The following is a 15175-nucleotide window of genomic DNA, read 5'->3' as shown; positions in this document are numbered from 1 at the left end:
GCTCGCGATGGCGTCCTCGAAAACTCAGTAATCATCCCCGCGATCTGTGACGTCCTTCTCCACCATTCCCACCTCCGAATCATGCCCCGCCGGAAACTTGCCCTTCAAATTCCACGCAAACGCAATAATCTCGGCAATCGTGCGGTACAACTCCTCGGGAATACTGTCCCCCAATTCCATCTTCGCCAGCAGCCTCACCAGCTCGGGGTTTTCGTAGATCGGCACGTCGTAGTCGCGGGCGATCCGTAGAATCTCTTCAGCCAGCTCTTCGTCACCCTTGGCCGTGAGGGTAGGGGCGTGGCTGCCGTCGTACTTGAGGGCGATGGCCTGGCGTGGGGCGTGGGGGCTTTTCATGCGGTTTCGTCGACCCAGCGTTGTTCGAGGCGGGTTTGCAGGCCTTGGGGCGGCTTGCCCAGGTGGCAATCCAGATCGCCGACGTTCAGGCCCGATGCGAGCAGGCGTTCGCGCAGTCCGGCCAGGTTATTTTCGATCAGGGTGGCGGTGTATGGGCGTTCGGCCCAGAGCTGACTGGACAGGCTGCCCTTGATCAGCTGCGCCTGAATCTGCAGCGGGCCCAGCGGCTCCATGTCGAACGCGAGGTCGACGCGCCACAGTGGCAGTTTCGGTTCGCGTTCGTCGCGACGTTCGTGCGGTTGTTCTTTCTCGGGGGCTTCTTCGCGTTGGAACTTGACCTGCAACGGCACGATGTCCTGTGCGTTGCGCATCGGAATTTCCAGCTGCCAGGTGCTGAGCAGGCGGCCATCGTCCGTCACGCCGGTTTGCTCCAGGCTCGACAGTTGATGGCTTTGCAGACGCGAAACCGCTGCCGCTGCCAGACGCAGCAAATGCTCCAGATCACCTTCGCCGTCCTGGCTTTGCAGCAGTCGTTCGGGCAGCGGGAAATGGGTCGGCAGCGGTTTGGCGCTGACCTGGCCGAGCATGCCGAGGGCGCTGCGCACGAAACTCGGCATTGCCTGCACCAATGTGTTGGCGGCGATGATTGCGTTGAGGTTGGTATTGGCTGGCAGGCCTGGCGTCATTTGGGCGATCAGCTTGAGCAGGTCACCTTTCATGTCGGGCGCCAGCGTCGGGTTTTGTCCGGTCAGCAATTTGGATTCGAGGAACAGGCCGCTATTGGCCAACGCCTGGGCCAGGCCTTTGGGTGTACTCATTTGCTGAATGTCTGGCAGGCCGGCGAGCAATTTGTCCACGGCGGCGCGCAGGTCGCTGGAGGTCTGATCCGACGGCGGCAAGTTTTGCAGGACTTTGATCAAGCCATCCAGAGAACCCTGGCGACTTTGCTGGCTGACCAGTTGTTGGGTCACGGCCAATTGTTCCTGACGGCCGCTCAACGGGACAAATTTCAGCGTCTGGGTGTCTTGCACCATTGCACTTAACAAGGTGCCGATGCGCAGGGGCGTCGGGCTGTCGATGCTCAGTGTGCTGCCGTTCAGCACTGTGTTCAGCAAGCTCACCATCGAGCGAAACACCGTCGGTTGCCCCGGCACCTGTGGCATCACCTGGGAGGTCAGCACTTTGCCTTGCAACAATGTCCCGACCGGCAGTTTCGCGGTGTCGATGCGGGTGAGGGTGGCGACGCTTGTGGCAATGGCCTGTTGCACGGTGATGGCCAGGTTGGTCGCCGACGGTTGGGTGATCGCCAGGCGGGTGCCTTGGGGCAGCGGTTGAGTGCTGGTGGCTTGGACCGTGTTCTGGCGACCGCTGTCGAGGGTGACTTTGAGCAACAGTTGAAAGGTCTGATCCGTCTGCTTGAGCGACAGCACTTCAGCCTTGGCGGTCTGCCCGACGGCGATCAGGCCCTCCATCGGCGTCAGCAACTTCAGCTGGTTGTCACTGACCATCAACGGCCGCGAAGTCGCGGGTGTAGTCTGCGGCAGTGGGAGTATGTTCATTTCGCCTGTCATACGCGGTCACAACCTGAGGAAAATGCACTCTTTAGAGTAGGGGATGGCATGTATAATGCCGCCCGTCTTTCGGGGAGTGGCGAAAACATTGCAATTGTTTGACGCAGCTCTCTAGAACAGACCGCCAATGCATCTATGCTGCATCTCTTTAGCGGCCGCTTCGCCGCCGACTTGAACCGCAAAAGGCCCGTGATCCCTTGACCAGCCCTGTCCTGCAAACCGTTGCCCTTGCTTGTGAGCGAGACCTTCGGCTGCTCTTCGAAAATCTCGATTTGAGACTGGCCAGTGGCGAAATGTTGCAAATTAGCGGCCCCAACGGCAGTGGCAAGACCAGCCTGTTGCGCCTGCTGTGCGGCTTGATGCAGCCGACCGCCGGTCAGGTGCTGCTCAACGGCCAGCCGCTCCATGAGCAACGTTTCGAGCTGGCGCGCAACCTGCTGTGGATCGGTCATGCCGCCGGCATCAAGGAGCTGCTGACGCCCGAGGAAAACCTCAGCTGGCTCTGCGCCCTGCATCATCCGGCGTCCCATGAGGCGATCTGGCAGGCATTGGCGGCTGTGGGGCTGCGCGGTTTCGAGGATGTTCCCTGCCACACGCTGTCTGCTGGCCAGCATCGTCGTGTGGCGCTGGCGCGGTTGTACCTGGACAGCCCGCCGCTGTGGATTCTCGATGAGCCATTCACCGCACTCGACAAGCAAGGCGTGGCGCAGCTCGAAGAACACCTGGCCACACACTGCGAGCAGGGCGGCATGGTCGTTTTGACCACGCACCATACGCTGACCCGGATGCCGGGCAGCTATCGCGACATTGATCTGGGGAATTGGGCCGTATGAGTGTTTTCGGCCTGTTGGTCGCCCGTGAGGCCCGATTGTTGTTCCGCCGTCCTGCAGAGTTGGCGAACCCGCTGGTATTCTTCGCTATCGTGGTTTCGCTGTTCCCGTTGGCGGTCGGCCCCGAGGCTCAATTGTTGCAAACCTTGTCTCCGGGACTGGTCTGGGTGGCTGCTCTTTTATCGGTTCTGCTCTCGCTGGACGGGCTTTTCCGCAGTGATTTCGAAGATGGATCGCTTGAACAGTGGGTCCTTTCGTCGCACCCCCTGCCTCTTCTGGTTTTGGCCAAGGTACTGGCACACTGGGCCTTCTCTGGCCTGGCACTGGTTTTGCTCGCTCCACTGCTGGCGTTGATGCTCGGTCTACCTGCCGCTTGTCTGCCGGTGTTGCTGCTTTCTTTATTGCTCGGTACACCGGTACTGAGCCTGCTCGGTGCGGTGGGCGCAGCCCTGACGGTGGGATTGAAGCGCGGTGGCCTGTTATTGGCCCTGCTGATTCTGCCGCTGTACATCCCGGTGTTGATCCTTGGCAGTGGCGCCTTGCAGGCAGCCTTGCAGGGCATGCCGGCGACCGGTTATCTCCTGTGGCTTGGTAGCCTGACCGCCCTGGCGATAACCCTGACACCGTTTGCAATAGCTGCTGGCCTGAAGATCAGCGTCGGCGAATAATGAGGTCTGGTTAAAATTTAACCAGTAAAGACCCAGCCCTTCACAGCGAAGGGCAACCGTGATGGAAACAGTATGAACTGGACGTGGTTTCACAAGCTCGGCTCGCCCAAATGGTTTTACGGCATCAGCGGCAAACTGCTGCCCTGGCTGAGCGTCGCGGCGTTGCTGCTGATCGGCGTGGGAGTCGTTTGGGGCCTGGCCTTCGCGCCGCCCGACTACCAGCAAGGCAACAGCTTTCGCATCATCTATATCCACGTTCCTGCCGCGATGCTGGCGCAGTCCTGCTACGTGATGCTGGCCTTGTGCGGCATTGTCGGGCTGGTCTGGAAGATGAAACTGGCCGACGTCGCCCTGCAATGCGCGGCGCCCATCGGTGCCTGGATGACCGCCGTGGCGCTGGTCACGGGCGCGATCTGGGGCAAGCCGACCTGGGGTTCGTGGTGGGTCTGGGATGCACGACTGACGTCCATGCTTATTCTGCTGTTTCTGTACTTCGGTCTTATTGCGCTGGGCAACGCCATCAGCAATCGTGATAGCGCCGCCAAGGCGTGTGCGGTATTGGCGATTGTCGGCGTGATCAACATCCCGATCATCAAATACTCGGTGGAGTGGTGGAACACCCTGCACCAGGGCGCGACCTTCACCCTCACCGAAAAACCGGCGATGCCGGCTGAAATGTGGCTGCCTCTGCTGCTGACGGTGCTGGGCTTCTACTGTTTCTTCGGCGCGGTCTTGTTGCTGCGCATGCGCCTTGAAGTGCTCAAGCGCGAAGCGCGGGCCAGTTGGGTCAAGGCCGAAGTACAGAACAGTCTGGAGGCCGCTCGATGAGTTTTGCTTCATTCGGCGACTTCCTCGCCATGGGCCATCACGCCCTGTATGTCTGGTCAGCCTATGGCATTTGCCTGACGGTGCTGGCCCTCAACGTGGCGGCGCCGATCCTGGCCCGCAAGCGGTATCTGCAACAAGAGGCGCGTCGTCTGCGCCGGGAGAACGGCAAGTGAATCCGCTGCGCAAAAAGCGTCTTATCATCATTCTCGCGATCCTGGTCGGTGTCGGCGCTGCCGTCGGCCTGGCCCTGAGCGCCCTGCAGCAGAACATCAATCTGTTTTACACCCCGACCCAGATCGCCAATGGCGAAGCGCCGCAAGACACGCGCATCCGTGCGGGGGGCATGGTCGAGCAAGGTTCTCTGCAACGTTCCGGCGACTCGCTGGACGTGAAATTTGTCGTCACCGACTTCAACAAATCCGTGACCATCACCTATCGCGGCATTCTTCCGGACTTGTTCCGTGAAGGGCAGGGCATCGTCGCCCTGGGCAAACTCAACGCCGACGGCGTGGTGGTGGCTGACGAAGTGCTGGCCAAGCATGATGAAAAGTACATGCCGCCGGAAGTGACCAAGGCCCTGAAAGACAGCGGCCAGTCGGCGCCCACACAAGCCAAAGAGGGTTAATTGATGACGTCCGGAATCTTTATCCCTGAGCTTGGCCACTTGGCCATGATTCTGGCGCTGTGTTTCGCGCTGGTTCAGGCCGTGGTGCCGTTGCTCGGTGCCTGGCGCGGTGACCGTTTGTGGATGAGCCTCGCGCAGCCGGCCGCCTGGGGTCAGTTCACTTTTCTGGTGTTCGCCTTCGGTTGCCTGACCTACGCGTTCATGACCGACGACTTCTCGGTCGCTTACGTCGCCAGCAACTCCAACAGTGCCTTGCCGTGGTACTACAAATTCAGTGCAGTGTGGGGCGCGCACGAAGGCTCGTTGCTGCTGTGGGCATTGATTCTGGGTGGCTGGACCTTCGCGGTGTCGGTGTTCTCCCGACAGTTACCGCAGGTCATGCTGGCGCGGGTATTGGCCGTGATGGGCATGATCAGCACGGGTTTCCTGCTGTTCCTGATTCTCACCTCCAACCCGTTCAAGCGCATCCTGCCGCAAATGCCCAGCGATGGCGCCGACCTCAATCCGTTGCTGCAAGACATCGGCCTGATCGTTCACCCGCCGATGCTGTACATGGGTTATGTCGGTTTCTCGGTAGCCTTCGCCTTCGCCATTGCGGCGCTGATGGGCGGTCGCCTTGATGCCGCGTGGGCTCGCTGGTCGCGTCCGTGGACCATCGTCGCCTGGGCGTTCCTTGGTATCGGCATCACCCTCGGTTCGTGGTGGGCGTACTACGAACTCGGCTGGGGTGGCTGGTGGTTCTGGGACCCGGTTGAAAACGCTTCCTTCATGCCTTGGCTGGTGGGCACCGCGCTGATTCACTCATTGGCGGTCACGGAAAAACGTGGCGTGTTCAAGAGCTGGACCGTGTTGTTGGCCATTGCCGCGTTCTCGCTGAGCTTGCTCGGTACGTTCCTCGTGCGTTCCGGCGTGCTGACCTCGGTTCACGCGTTTGCGTCCGATCCTGAACGCGGTGTGTTCATCCTGATCTTCCTGCTGTTTGTGGTCGGTGGTTCGCTGACGCTGTTCGCCCTGCGTGCACCCGTGGTCAAGAGCCAGGTGGGCTTTAACCTCTGGTCTCGGGAAACCCTGCTGCTGGGGAACAACCTGGTGCTGGTGGTGGCGGCTTCGATGATCCTGCTCGGCACCTTGTACCCGCTGATTCTGGATGCGATGACCGGCGCCAAGCTGTCGGTCGGCCCACCGTACTTCAACGCGCTGTTCATTCCGTTGATGGCGTTGCTGATGGTGGTGATGGCGGTCGGCATGCTGGTGCGCTGGAGGGACACCCCGGTGAAGTGGCTGATGAGCATGCTCACCCCGGTGTTGCTGGGCAGTGCTGCACTGGCTGTAATTGCCGGCGTCGCTTACGGCGATTTCAACTGGGCAGTCATCGCGACCTTCATGCTCGCGGCCTGGGTGTTGTTGGCTGGAGCGCGTGACATTGTCGACAAGACTCGCCACAAAGGCCTGATCAAAGGCCTGCCGACCCTGACCCGCAGCTATTGGGGCATGCAGGTCGCTCACCTCGGCATCGCCGTGTGCGCTCTCGGCGTCGTGCTGTCGAGCCAGAACAGTGCCGAGCGTGACCTGCGCCTGGCGCCGGGCGAGTCCATGGATCTGGGCGGTTATCAGTTTGTATTCGAAGGCGCCAAGCACTTCGAAGGCCCGAACTTCACCTCCGACAAGGGCACCGTTCGGGTGATCCGCGACGGCAAGGAAGTCAGCGTGTTGCACCCGGAAAAACGCCTCTACACCGTGCAGAACTCGGTGATGACCGAAGCCGGGATCGACGCCGGTTTCACCCGTGACCTTTACGTCGCCCTCGGCGAACCGCTGGGCGATGGCGCCTGGGCCGTGCGCGTTCACGTTAAACCGTTCGTGCGCTGGATCTGGTTCGGCGGCCTGCTGACCGGCTTCGGCGGATTGCTGGCGGCGCTGGATCGGCGTTATCGGGTCAAAGTGAAAAGCCGCGTGCGTGAAGCACTGGGCATGACGGGAGCCGCTGCATGAGACGTTGGTTGATGCTGTTGCCACTGGTGATTTTTCTGGTGGTGGCTGTTTTTCTGTATCGCGGGCTCTATCTGGACCCGGCCGAGTTGCCTTCGGCGATGATCAACAAGCCGTTCCCGGAGTTTTCCCTGCCGAACGTGCAAGGTGACAAGACACTGACCAAGGCCGACATTCTGGGTAAACCAGCGCTGGTCAATGTTTGGGGCACCTGGTGCATTTCCTGCCGGGTCGAGCACCCGGTACTTAACAAGCTGGCCCAGCAGGGCGTGGTGATTTACGGCATTAACTACAAGGACGTCAACGCTGATGCCTTGAAGTGGCTGGTGGAGTTCCACAATCCGTATCAACTGGACATCCGTGACGACGCTGGCACCCTGGGCTTGAACCTCGGTGTCTACGGCGCGCCGGAAACCTTTTTCATCGATGCCAAGGGCATCATCCGCGACAAGTTTGTCGGCGTGATCGACGAGCAGGTCTGGCGCGAAAAACTGGCCGCCAAGTATCAGGCACTGGTCGATGAGGCCAAGCCATGAAACGCTGGATAGCTGCTGTGGTATTGGGCTTGAGCATGGCCGGCGTGGTGCACGCCGCCATCGACACCTACGAGTTCGCCAAAGAAGGTGATCGCGAGCGTTTTCGCGAGCTGACCAAAGAACTGCGTTGCCCCAAGTGCCAGAATCAGGACATCGCCGACTCCAATGCGCCGATCGCCGCCGACCTGCGCAAAGAGATCTTCCGCATGCTCGGCGAGGGCAAGGACAATCAGCAGATCATCGACTTCATGGTCGACCGCTACGGTGATTTCGTCCGTTACAAACCCGCACTCAACGCCAAGACGGCACTGCTCTGGTTCGGCCCGGCCGGCCTGTTGCTGGGCGGTTTTGTGATCATCGCCGTGATCGTCCGCCGTCGTCGCGTACAACGCGCTGAAACCCCGGACGCGCTTTCTGCCGAGGAGCGTGAGCGCCTCGACCACCTGTTGGATAAAACCAAGAATGATTGATTTCTGGCTTGCTGCAGGTCTGCTACTTCTGGTTGCCCTGAGTTTTCTGTTGATCCCGGTTCTGCGTGGTCGTCGCGCGCAACTTGAAGAGGATCGTACTGCCCTGAACGTCGCGCTGTATCAAGAGCGCGTGGCTGAGTTGCAGACTCAGCAGGAAGAGGGCGTGCTCGATGCTGCGCAAATGGACACCGGCCGCGCCGAAGCGGCCCGTGAGCTGCTCGCCGACACCGAAGGCGTTGCAGCGCCGCGAGTGACTCGCCTGGGCAAGCCGTTGCCGTTGCTGGCGGCGGTGCTGGTTCCGGTGCTCGGCCTTGGCTTGTACCTGCATTTCGGCGCCAGCGATAAAGTCGAACTGACCCGCGAATTCGCCCAGGCGCCGCAGTCGATGGAAGAGATGACCCGTCGCCTGGAGCGCGCCGTCGCCGCTCAGCCGGACTCGGCTGAAGGCCTGTATTTCCTCGGTCGCACGTACATGGCTCAGGACCGTCCTGGCGATGCGGCGAAGATCTTCGAACGCACGGTGAACCTGGCCGGTCGTCAACCGGAACTGCTTGGCCAATGGGCTCAGGCCCAATACTTCGCCGATGGCAAAAAGTGGTCGGACAAGATTCAGGCGCTGACTGATGAAGCGCTGAAAGCCGATCCGAAAGAAGTCACCAGTCTGGGCCTGCTCGGCATCGTGGCGTTTGAAAGCCAGCGTTATCAGGACGCCATCGACTATTGGAATCGCCTGCTGGAGCAACTGCCGCCCGAGGACAACTCCCGTGCCGCACTGCAAGGCGGTATCGCCAAGGCCACCGAGAAACTTGTAGCCAGCGGTGGCAAGGTTGCTCAGGCACCCGTGGCCAAACCTGCAGCGTTACTGAAAGTCACCGTAGACCTGGCGCCAGCGCTCAAAGCCAAGGTCCAGCCGGGCGACAGCGTATTCATCTTCGCCCGCGCCACCTCAGGCCCACCTGCGCCGCTGGCGGCCAAACGCCTGACCGTGGCCGACTTGCCGGTGACCGTCGAACTGGGAGATGCCGACGCAATGATGCCGCAGTTGAAACTGTCCAACTTCCCTGAAGTCCAACTGGTTGCGCGCGTCTCCCGTGCCGGCCAACCGACTGCCGGAGAGTGGGTCGGTCGCAGCCAGCCTCTGGCCAGCAGCACCACCGCGCCGCAGACACTGACTATCGACAGCCCGGATAAATAACAGGAAAACGCCACATGACCGCTATTGCTCGTATCACCCTGCTCAGTCTGGTTTTGGGGTTAAGCGCATGTGCGGTCCAGCCGCCGGAGACCACGTCGCCGCCGCCGATTCCGCCGTCGCAGCCAAGACCTACACCGTCGCCAACACCTTCGCCGAGCAAACCGGGCATCCCGGCCAAGCCCGCCAAACCGATGCCACGCACCTCCGCCAGCTTCGCACCACCACCGGGTGGCAACAGCCATTGGGATGCCAAGCTCGGCGTCTATGTGCTGGATGATCAGACCAACACCTTCTACCGCCAGCGCACCTACTACCGCTGGAACAACGGCTGGAGCCGCTCGATCAGTCCGAACGGGCCGTGGGAAGACACGGATATCCATGGCGTGCCGGGCGGGTTGGGGCGGCAATTCGGGCAGTAACGCACAGGCGACCTTCGGGTCGCCTTATTTGTACCTACTCAAAAAACTGATTTATCCCAAAACCCTGTGGGAGCGGTGTTTTTCAGGACTCAACCGTAAAAGACAATGCCTCACTCGTATCCTGTCCTTAACGCTTGTGCTTGCTCCGCGAGAAGCGTCATTGCTTGCTCGCTGGCAGTGTCGCGCCGGTTTTTATAGTCCATCAAATCGGCAAAGCGCACACGTCGGTGCTTGCCGGTTTTGTGGTAGGACAAGTCGCCGGATTCGAGCAGTTTGATCAGGTGCGGGCGTGAGACGTTGAGCAGGTCAGCGGCTTCCTGGGTGGTGAGTCGGCGTGAACCGGAACCACTTTGACGGCGTTACCCGCCGCGAGCTAAGCCAGGATGTTGACTAGCAATCGGAGTGCCGAGGTGGGCAATTCGACGGTGTGAGCTTCGTTGCGCTCATCAAAAATCTGGATGTGCTGGGTTTCGAATTGAGTCGCCAGGTAGGCCGCCAAGGCGCGCTGACCCTCGATGGCAGCTTTTACTTCGCGCTCCATAGGCAAGGTGATTGCAGGGTTGATGACAGGTGACATGGCGGTTTCCAATATTCTGAATTATCGAAGCTGGCAGGCTATTCGAATTAATCGAAACGTCAGGCTTCTTTCACCAACAACCCCTGCACATACTCCACAAACGCCCGAGCCTTCGCGCTGGCCATTCTTCCGGTGGGAAACACCGCCCACAAATCCTGGTTCGGCAGTGTCCAGCCCTTCATCACTTCCCTGACCGCACCACTGGCCAGTTCCGGGGCAAACATCCATTCGGAGGCCATGGTCAGCCCCAAGTGGGCGAGGACTGCTTCACGCAAGCCTTCGGCGGCACTGACGCGAATTCGGCCGCTGATGATCACGGCCTGCTCTTCGGACGCGTTGCGAAATTGCCAGTTGGCGCCGCCGCCCAGGGCGTAGACCACCGCCTGATGTTTGCTCAGGTCAGCCGGGCAGGTGGGTTCGCCGTGTTTTTCGAAGTAGGCCGGCGTACCCAGCACCACGCGCCGGCATTCGGCGATCTTGCGGGCGGTGAGACCGGAATCGCTCAGGGCGCCCATGCGCAGGGCGATGTCGACGCCTTCTTCGACCAGATTGACGTTGCGGTCGTCGAGCATCAGGTCGATGTTCAAGTCTGGATTCTGATCGAGGAAAGGCCCGAGGTGCGGCACGATATGTATTCGGCCGAAGGTCACGGCGGCGCAAATGCGCAGGTTGCCGGTGAGCCCGCTGGCGGCACCGCGCGCGGCGTTGTCGGCCTCGTCGGCTTCTTCGATGGCACGCTTGGCGCGTTCGAAAAAGGCCAGGCCGGCCTCGGTGGGTGTCAGGCCTCGGGTCGAGCGCAACAGCAGTCGCACGGCTAGGCGTGATTCGAGTTGCGCAATGGCTTTCGACACGGCGGGTTGGCCGATATTCAGGCGCCGGGCGGCGGCGGAAAACGAGCCGGTTTCCACGACGTAGACGAAGGTTTCCATTGCGGCGAGGCGGTCCATCTGAAGTCCTTGTGCCGTCTGATGCCTTTAGGAGATCCCCTGTAGGAGTGAGCCTGCTCGCGATAGCGTTGGGTCAGTCAATATCGATGTGACTGTCCCAGCGCTATCGCGAGCAGGCTCACTCCTACAGGGGTTTTGTGTTGTTGGTTAGAACGCGGCTTTACCGATGGACGCGCCGCCATCGACAAACAAGGTCTGCCCGGTGATAAACCCGCTCTGCTCAGACAACAAAAACGCAATCGCCGCCGCAATCTCTTGCGGCTGCCCCAACCGCCCCATCGGCACGCCTGCCAGATACCGCGCTTCACCTTCACTGCCAGGCGGGTTGTTGGCGCGAAACAATTCGGTTTCCGTCGGTCCCGGCGCCACCGCGTTCACCGTCACGCCGGTTTGCGCCAGTTCCAGCGCCCACGATCGCGTGAAGCTGATGAGCGCCGCTTTGGCCGCTGCATACGCAGTGCGTTGGGTGATCCCGAGCACGGTCAAACTGGAAATATTCACCACCCGACCCCAACCCTTGGCGCGCATGTTCGGCAACAGTGCCTGGGTGGCCTGCAACGCCGAATGGAGGTTGACCCGCATTACTTCGTCGAACGTATCCAGATCAATTTCACCCAACACTTGCGGGCGTACCAGGCCGACGTTATTCACCAGTCCATCAAATTCGTAAGTCCTGGCCAGATCCGCCAGCACTTCCCTAGTCAGCGCCCGGTCGTTCAAATCCAGCGGAAACAGAATGCCGGGGAACGTCAGATCAGGCGTTCGGGCAATCCCGACGACTCGATGCCCAGCACGATCCAAGTGCTCAGCCACCGCGCGGCCAATGCCTTTGCTGGCGCCAGTGATGAGAAAAGTACGACGGGTCATTTCACACTCCTTGAAAGAACCTGCCGCCGGGCCGGGCGGCAGTTGAAAGGGTCAGTCGCGAATCGCATCCAGCATCGCTTCAGGCTCAGGACGCTGAGTGTAATCCGGGTTGCCCTCGGCGTAACGAATCACGCTCCGCGAAAGTATTCATTCTTGTGGGGAATGCCGTGGCCCGCAATCACACCCTGTAAAACAACCGAGCGTCGCGATCCGGAGTTTTGTGCTTGAGTAAAGATAACTCTAGGGTTACTTTTGTTTGGGCCTGAGCAAGGAGGCTATTGGTGCAGAGCAGGCTAATGATTAAAGAGTTGGAAGAGGCTGGATGGATACTGGATCGGATTACCGGAAGTCATCACATCTTCAAACACCCCTACAACCCGTACACCATTCCCGTCCCTCATCCGAAAAAGGATTTACCGATCGGGACGGTCAAAAGCATCAGGAGGCGAGCCGGGTTGTACTGCCCGGGAGCCAGTTTTGCAGGAGATCCATAATGCAATATCCAATCTGTATCGAGTGGGGCGACGAGAACACCGCCATCGGTATTCAGATCCCCGATATTCCAGGCGCAGTAACGGCCGGGGATACGTTTGAAGATGCCTACAATGCGGCGGTCGAGATTGCTCACATCATGCTTCAGGAAATTGCGGCTGACGGGGAGTCGATACCGATGCCTACGTCTGCGGCTGCTCACCGTGGGAATCCGGATTTCGCCGATATGGGCTGGGGAATGCTGGAGTTGGACGTCGCGCCCTATATGGGCAAAACCGAGAAGGTCAACGTGACACTTCCTGGTTATGTGATTCAACGCATTGACCGGTATGTGCGCGAGCACAATGTGAAAAGCCGTTCTTCCTTTCTGGCAGATGCGGCAATGGAAAAGTTGGTTCGACACTGAGTGAGCTGAGGCACATCCCTTGTGGGCAAGCTCGACGCTAGAGCTTGCCCACAAGACTTTAGATTTCTTAAGCCGTCGCCAACGAAGCCTTCTGCGACACACTCAAAAAACGCAGCAACGCCAACAGCGGAAACGCACTACCCACAATCACGATCCATAACCAGCCACCGTGCTCATACACCGCGCTGGCCACCGACGAACCGAATGCGCCGCCGATGAAGATGCTGGTCATGTACAGCGCATTCAGTCGGCTGCGGCTTTTGGCGTCGAGGGCGTAGACCGCGCGTTGGCCGAGGACCATGTTCATCTGCACGCAGAAGTCGAGCACCACACCGGTCACGGCAAGGCCAATCACACTGTAGAGCGGATGGATGAACGCTGGCAGGAAGCTCAGGCTGGCGAATAGCAGGGCCAGTAAGGAGGCGATGCGGGTGTGGCCGGCATCGGCCAGTCGCCCGGCGATGGGCGCGGCGATGGCGCCGATGGCACCGACCAGGGCGAAGATCGCGATCTGGGTTTGCGACAGGCCATGGTTGCGTGCGAGCTCCAGCGGCACGGCGGTCCAGAACAGACTGAACGTGGCGAACATGCAACCCTGATAAAACGCACGCTGACGCAAGATCGGTTGTTGGCGCAACAGAGTCCACAACGACCCCAGCAACTGCCCATAAGAAGCACTGTGATCAGGCTGGCGCTTGGGAATGGTCAGCGCGAGCACGATGCTGATCGCCGCCATCAACGCTGCCGCAATCATAAACATCGCGCGCCAGCCGAAGTGGTCAGCCACCACGCTGGACACCGGCCGAGCCAACAGAATGCCCAGCAGCAAACCGCCCATGATCCCGCCGACCACGCGGCCACGAGATTCTTCCGGTGCCAGATGCGCGGCCAGTGGAATCAGGATCTGCACCGACACCGAACTGAAACCCACCAGCAACGAGATCAGCAAAAATACGTTGGGCTGATCGGTGAACGCAGCGCCCAGCAAACTCGCAATCGCCACCACGGTGGTGATGATCATCAGACGGCGGTTCTCCAGCAAATCGCCCAGCGGCACCAGGAAGAACAGCCCCAGCGCATAGCCAATCTGGGTCAGCGAAACGATCAGGCTGGCCATGGTGCTGGTCAGGCCGATGTCCGGCGCGATCAGGCCGATGATCGGCTGGGCGTAGTAAATATTGGCCACAATGGCTCCGCAGCAAAAGGCGAAGAGCAGCACCATGCCTTTGGTCATTGTCGCGGCGCCGTGAGGCACCTCAATCGCTGGTTTCATAACGGAACTCTCTGAACAAAAGGGAATGCGCGAAGGCTAAGCGGCAAGCCCAAACGGCGGAAGAGGGATTGAAGTGATAGTAATCATTCCATTGCGGAATGAGTGACGCGGGGTGGGCTTGCGCCTTGCGTCGGGATATAGAGTGCGGATGATACATTCACTTACATCCTGTTCGATAGCGTGCTTATGTTCTCTCTTCACGTTTCATTACCGGAAGGCACTGCCATGACTGCAATGTTCCGTCACCTGATTCGCGGCGCTTCAACCCTGACACTGATCACTTTGTTTACCGCTGGCCTGGCCCAGGCCGCTGACGCACCGGGCTTGCGTATTGGTGTTCGCGGCGAGATCACCGGGGTCAGCCCCGACGTGTTGAAAGTCCACACCAACAGCGGTGAAAACGTGGTCATCAATCTGACCAACGACACCAAAGTCCGCGCCGTCACCCTGGCCAATATCGAAGACATCAGACCCGGCAGCTACATCGGCTCGGCCGCCATTCCTCAGGAAGATGGCACCCTCAAGGCGCTGGAAGTCCACGTTTTTCCACCGGAACTGGCTGGCAGCGGCGACGGGCATCGGCCGTTTGATCTGGTCAAGGGCAGCAGCATGACCAATGGCAGTGTTGGCGATCTGGTGGTCAGCAATGGCCGAGTGTTGACGGTTAACTACAAGGGCGGGCAGCAGAAGATTCTGGTGCCGGAGGATGTACCGATTGTGAACCTGATGCCGGGGGATCGCAGTTTGCTGAAGGTGGGGGTGAAGATCGTGACGTTTGTCACACAAAGCGCTGACGGAACGCTGACCGCGCAATCGATCTCGGCGGGTAAGGATGGCGTTACACCGCCGATGTAACTGCTTGGCGCAAACCCCTGTAGGAGTGAGCCTGCTCGCGATAGCGGAGTGTCAGTCGATATCAATGTTGAATGACACTCCGCTATCGCGAGCAGGCTGATCTGGTCCAGTAATTTTGGACATTGTTTTCGGTTCTCACGCCGCCATCTTTTCTGCCGCTACCGGCGAGTGGTAACCGTTGTAGCTGTGGCGCCTTACATTGTTGTAGCGCGCCACATATCGGTTGATATCTACTCGGGCCTCATATTCCGAGTGGTAGCCCTCTTCAGGCAC

Annotated in this window: 18 protein-coding genes and 1 pseudogene; 13 read left to right on the top strand and 6 right to left on the bottom strand. The window is 59.9% G+C overall.

Annotated elements, in window-relative coordinates; genetic code table 11:
* Positions 1–24: 24 nt before the first annotated feature.
* A complete protein-coding gene (locus AC1DWM_RS12170) occupies positions 25–354 on the bottom strand; it encodes an EscU/YscU/HrcU family type III secretion system export apparatus switch protein (RefSeq protein WP_223517109.1) in 330 nt (109 codons plus the stop codon).
* Positions 351–1925 carry a flagellar hook-length control protein FliK gene (gene fliK, locus AC1DWM_RS12165; protein WP_477795268.1) on the bottom strand — a complete coding sequence of 525 codons (1575 nt, stop codon included), beginning with the start codon at positions 1923–1925 and terminating at the stop codon, positions 351–353. The genes AC1DWM_RS12170 and fliK overlap by 4 nt, the downstream gene beginning before the upstream one ends.
* 197 nt (positions 1926–2122) lie before the next feature.
* Between fliK and ccmA the strand changes: the two genes are divergently transcribed.
* The 10 genes from ccmA to AC1DWM_RS12115 all read left to right on the top strand — a co-directional run bounded on the left by ccmA (position 2123) and on the right by AC1DWM_RS12115 (position 9485).
* Positions 2123–2758 carry a cytochrome c biogenesis heme-transporting ATPase CcmA gene (gene ccmA, locus AC1DWM_RS12160; protein ID WP_223517112.1) on the top strand — a complete coding sequence of 212 codons (636 nt, stop codon included), beginning with the start codon at positions 2123–2125 and terminating at the stop codon, positions 2756–2758.
* A complete protein-coding gene (ccmB, locus tag AC1DWM_RS12155) occupies positions 2755–3423 on the top strand; it encodes a heme exporter protein CcmB (protein ID WP_223517113.1) in 669 nt (222 codons plus the stop codon). Before ccmA ends, ccmB begins: the two co-directional genes overlap by 4 nt.
* A 72-nt stretch (positions 3424–3495) precedes the next feature.
* The gene (locus AC1DWM_RS12150) at positions 3496–4251 is read left to right on the top strand and encodes a heme ABC transporter permease (RefSeq protein WP_477795267.1); all 756 of its coding nucleotides are present in this window, start codon (positions 3496–3498) and stop codon (positions 4249–4251) included.
* Complete coding sequence (gene ccmD, locus AC1DWM_RS12145; protein WP_150781078.1) at positions 4248–4424, top strand: heme exporter protein CcmD; 177 nt, start codon at positions 4248–4250, stop codon at positions 4422–4424. The genes AC1DWM_RS12150 and ccmD overlap by 4 nt, the downstream gene beginning before the upstream one ends.
* On the top strand, positions 4421–4876 hold the full coding sequence (gene ccmE / locus AC1DWM_RS12140) for a cytochrome c maturation protein CcmE (protein WP_223517115.1): 456 nt from the start codon (positions 4421–4423) through the stop codon (positions 4874–4876). The genes ccmD and ccmE overlap by 4 nt, the downstream gene beginning before the upstream one ends.
* 3 nt (positions 4877–4879) lie before the next feature.
* Positions 4880–6868: a heme lyase CcmF/NrfE family subunit gene (locus tag AC1DWM_RS12135; protein WP_477795266.1), complete on the top strand. Its 1989-nt coding sequence runs from the start codon at positions 4880–4882 to the stop codon at positions 6866–6868.
* The gene (locus AC1DWM_RS12130) at positions 6865–7401 is read left to right on the top strand and encodes a DsbE family thiol:disulfide interchange protein (protein ID WP_223517118.1); all 537 of its coding nucleotides are present in this window, start codon (positions 6865–6867) and stop codon (positions 7399–7401) included. The genes AC1DWM_RS12135 and AC1DWM_RS12130 overlap by 4 nt, the downstream gene beginning before the upstream one ends.
* A complete protein-coding gene (locus AC1DWM_RS12125; protein ID WP_223517120.1) occupies positions 7398–7871 on the top strand; it encodes a cytochrome c-type biogenesis protein in 474 nt (157 codons plus the stop codon). Before AC1DWM_RS12130 ends, AC1DWM_RS12125 begins: the two co-directional genes overlap by 4 nt.
* The gene (ccmI, locus tag AC1DWM_RS12120; protein ID WP_223517122.1) at positions 7864–9066 is read left to right on the top strand and encodes a c-type cytochrome biogenesis protein CcmI; all 1203 of its coding nucleotides are present in this window, start codon (positions 7864–7866) and stop codon (positions 9064–9066) included. The genes AC1DWM_RS12125 and ccmI overlap by 8 nt, the downstream gene beginning before the upstream one ends.
* Before the next feature lie 14 nt (positions 9067–9080).
* Positions 9081–9485 (top strand): hypothetical protein, encoded by a 405-nt coding sequence (locus AC1DWM_RS12115; RefSeq protein WP_477795265.1) that lies wholly within the window; start codon positions 9081–9083, stop codon positions 9483–9485.
* 110 nt (positions 9486–9595) lie between these two features.
* On the opposite strand, the pseudogene AC1DWM_RS12110 reads toward AC1DWM_RS12115, so the two are convergent.
* From AC1DWM_RS12110 to AC1DWM_RS12100, 3 genes and pseudogenes are all read right to left on the bottom strand, one after another.
* A pseudogene (locus tag AC1DWM_RS12110) lies at positions 9596–10062 on the bottom strand (helix-turn-helix domain-containing protein).
* A gap of 59 nt (positions 10063–10121) precedes the next feature.
* Positions 10122–11009: a LysR family transcriptional regulator gene (locus AC1DWM_RS12105; RefSeq protein ID WP_223517126.1), complete on the bottom strand. Its 888-nt coding sequence runs from the start codon at positions 11007–11009 to the stop codon at positions 10122–10124.
* Between the two features lie 147 nt (positions 11010–11156).
* Complete coding sequence (locus tag AC1DWM_RS12100; protein ID WP_477795264.1) at positions 11157–11876, bottom strand: SDR family oxidoreductase; 720 nt, start codon at positions 11874–11876, stop codon at positions 11157–11159.
* Positions 11877–12157: 281 nt separating this feature from the next.
* Between AC1DWM_RS12100 and AC1DWM_RS12095 the strand changes: the two genes are divergently transcribed.
* Together AC1DWM_RS12095 and AC1DWM_RS12090 are read left to right on the top strand one after the other, a co-directional pair.
* Positions 12158–12370: a type II toxin-antitoxin system HicA family toxin gene (locus AC1DWM_RS12095; RefSeq protein WP_223517130.1), complete on the top strand. Its 213-nt coding sequence runs from the start codon at positions 12158–12160 to the stop codon at positions 12368–12370.
* Positions 12370–12774, top strand: a complete 405-nt coding sequence (locus tag AC1DWM_RS12090; protein ID WP_223517137.1) for a type II toxin-antitoxin system HicB family antitoxin — start codon at positions 12370–12372, stop codon at positions 12772–12774. The genes AC1DWM_RS12095 and AC1DWM_RS12090 overlap by 1 nt, the downstream gene beginning before the upstream one ends.
* Before the next feature lie 67 nt (positions 12775–12841).
* Here the strand turns inward: AC1DWM_RS12090 and AC1DWM_RS12085 are convergent, their stop codons facing one another.
* Complete coding sequence (locus AC1DWM_RS12085; RefSeq protein ID WP_223517139.1) at positions 12842–14047, bottom strand: MFS transporter; 1206 nt, start codon at positions 14045–14047, stop codon at positions 12842–12844.
* A 225-nt stretch (positions 14048–14272) separates the two neighbouring features.
* On the opposite strand from AC1DWM_RS12085, the gene AC1DWM_RS12080 reads away from it, so the two are divergent.
* The gene (locus AC1DWM_RS12080; RefSeq protein ID WP_477795263.1) at positions 14273–14902 is read left to right on the top strand and encodes a hypothetical protein; all 630 of its coding nucleotides are present in this window, start codon (positions 14273–14275) and stop codon (positions 14900–14902) included.
* Positions 14903–15175: the final 273 nt, after the last annotated feature.

This window comes from Pseudomonas sp. P4_C8, from assembly GCF_056401975.1.
The sequence above is the reverse complement of the archived record's forward strand: the minus strand, read 5'-3'. Positions and strand labels throughout refer to the sequence as shown.

Bases quoted from the DNA above. Each gene is read 5' to 3' on its own strand.
- AC1DWM_RS12170 (WP_223517109.1), bottom strand. From the start codon at position 354: ATGAAAAGCCCCCACGCCCCACGCCAGGCCATCGCCCTCAAGTACGAC.
- fliK (WP_477795268.1), bottom strand. From the start codon at position 1,925: ATGACAGGCGAAATGAACATACTCCCACTGCCGCAGACTACACCCGCG.
- ccmB (WP_223517113.1), top strand. From the start codon at position 2,755: ATGAGTGTTTTCGGCCTGTTGGTCGCCCGTGAGGCCCGATTGTTGTTC.
- AC1DWM_RS12150 (WP_477795267.1), top strand. From the start codon at position 3,496: ATGAACTGGACGTGGTTTCACAAGCTCGGCTCGCCCAAATGGTTTTAC.
- ccmD (WP_150781078.1), top strand. From the start codon at position 4,248: ATGAGTTTTGCTTCATTCGGCGACTTCCTCGCCATGGGCCATCACGCC.
- AC1DWM_RS12135 (WP_477795266.1), top strand. From the start codon at position 4,880: ATGACGTCCGGAATCTTTATCCCTGAGCTTGGCCACTTGGCCATGATT.
- AC1DWM_RS12130 (WP_223517118.1), top strand. From the start codon at position 6,865: ATGAGACGTTGGTTGATGCTGTTGCCACTGGTGATTTTTCTGGTGGTG.
- AC1DWM_RS12125 (WP_223517120.1), top strand. From the start codon at position 7,398: ATGAAACGCTGGATAGCTGCTGTGGTATTGGGCTTGAGCATGGCCGGC.
- ccmI (WP_223517122.1), top strand. From the start codon at position 7,864: ATGATTGATTTCTGGCTTGCTGCAGGTCTGCTACTTCTGGTTGCCCTG.
- AC1DWM_RS12115 (WP_477795265.1), top strand. From the start codon at position 9,081: ATGACCGCTATTGCTCGTATCACCCTGCTCAGTCTGGTTTTGGGGTTA.
- AC1DWM_RS12105 (WP_223517126.1), bottom strand. From the start codon at position 11,009: ATGGACCGCCTCGCCGCAATGGAAACCTTCGTCTACGTCGTGGAAACC.
- AC1DWM_RS12100 (WP_477795264.1), bottom strand. From the start codon at position 11,876: ATGACCCGTCGTACTTTTCTCATCACTGGCGCCAGCAAAGGCATTGGC.
- AC1DWM_RS12090 (WP_223517137.1), top strand. From the start codon at position 12,370: ATGCAATATCCAATCTGTATCGAGTGGGGCGACGAGAACACCGCCATC.
- AC1DWM_RS12085 (WP_223517139.1), bottom strand. From the start codon at position 14,047: ATGAAACCAGCGATTGAGGTGCCTCACGGCGCCGCGACAATGACCAAA.
- AC1DWM_RS12080 (WP_477795263.1), top strand. From the start codon at position 14,273: ATGACTGCAATGTTCCGTCACCTGATTCGCGGCGCTTCAACCCTGACA.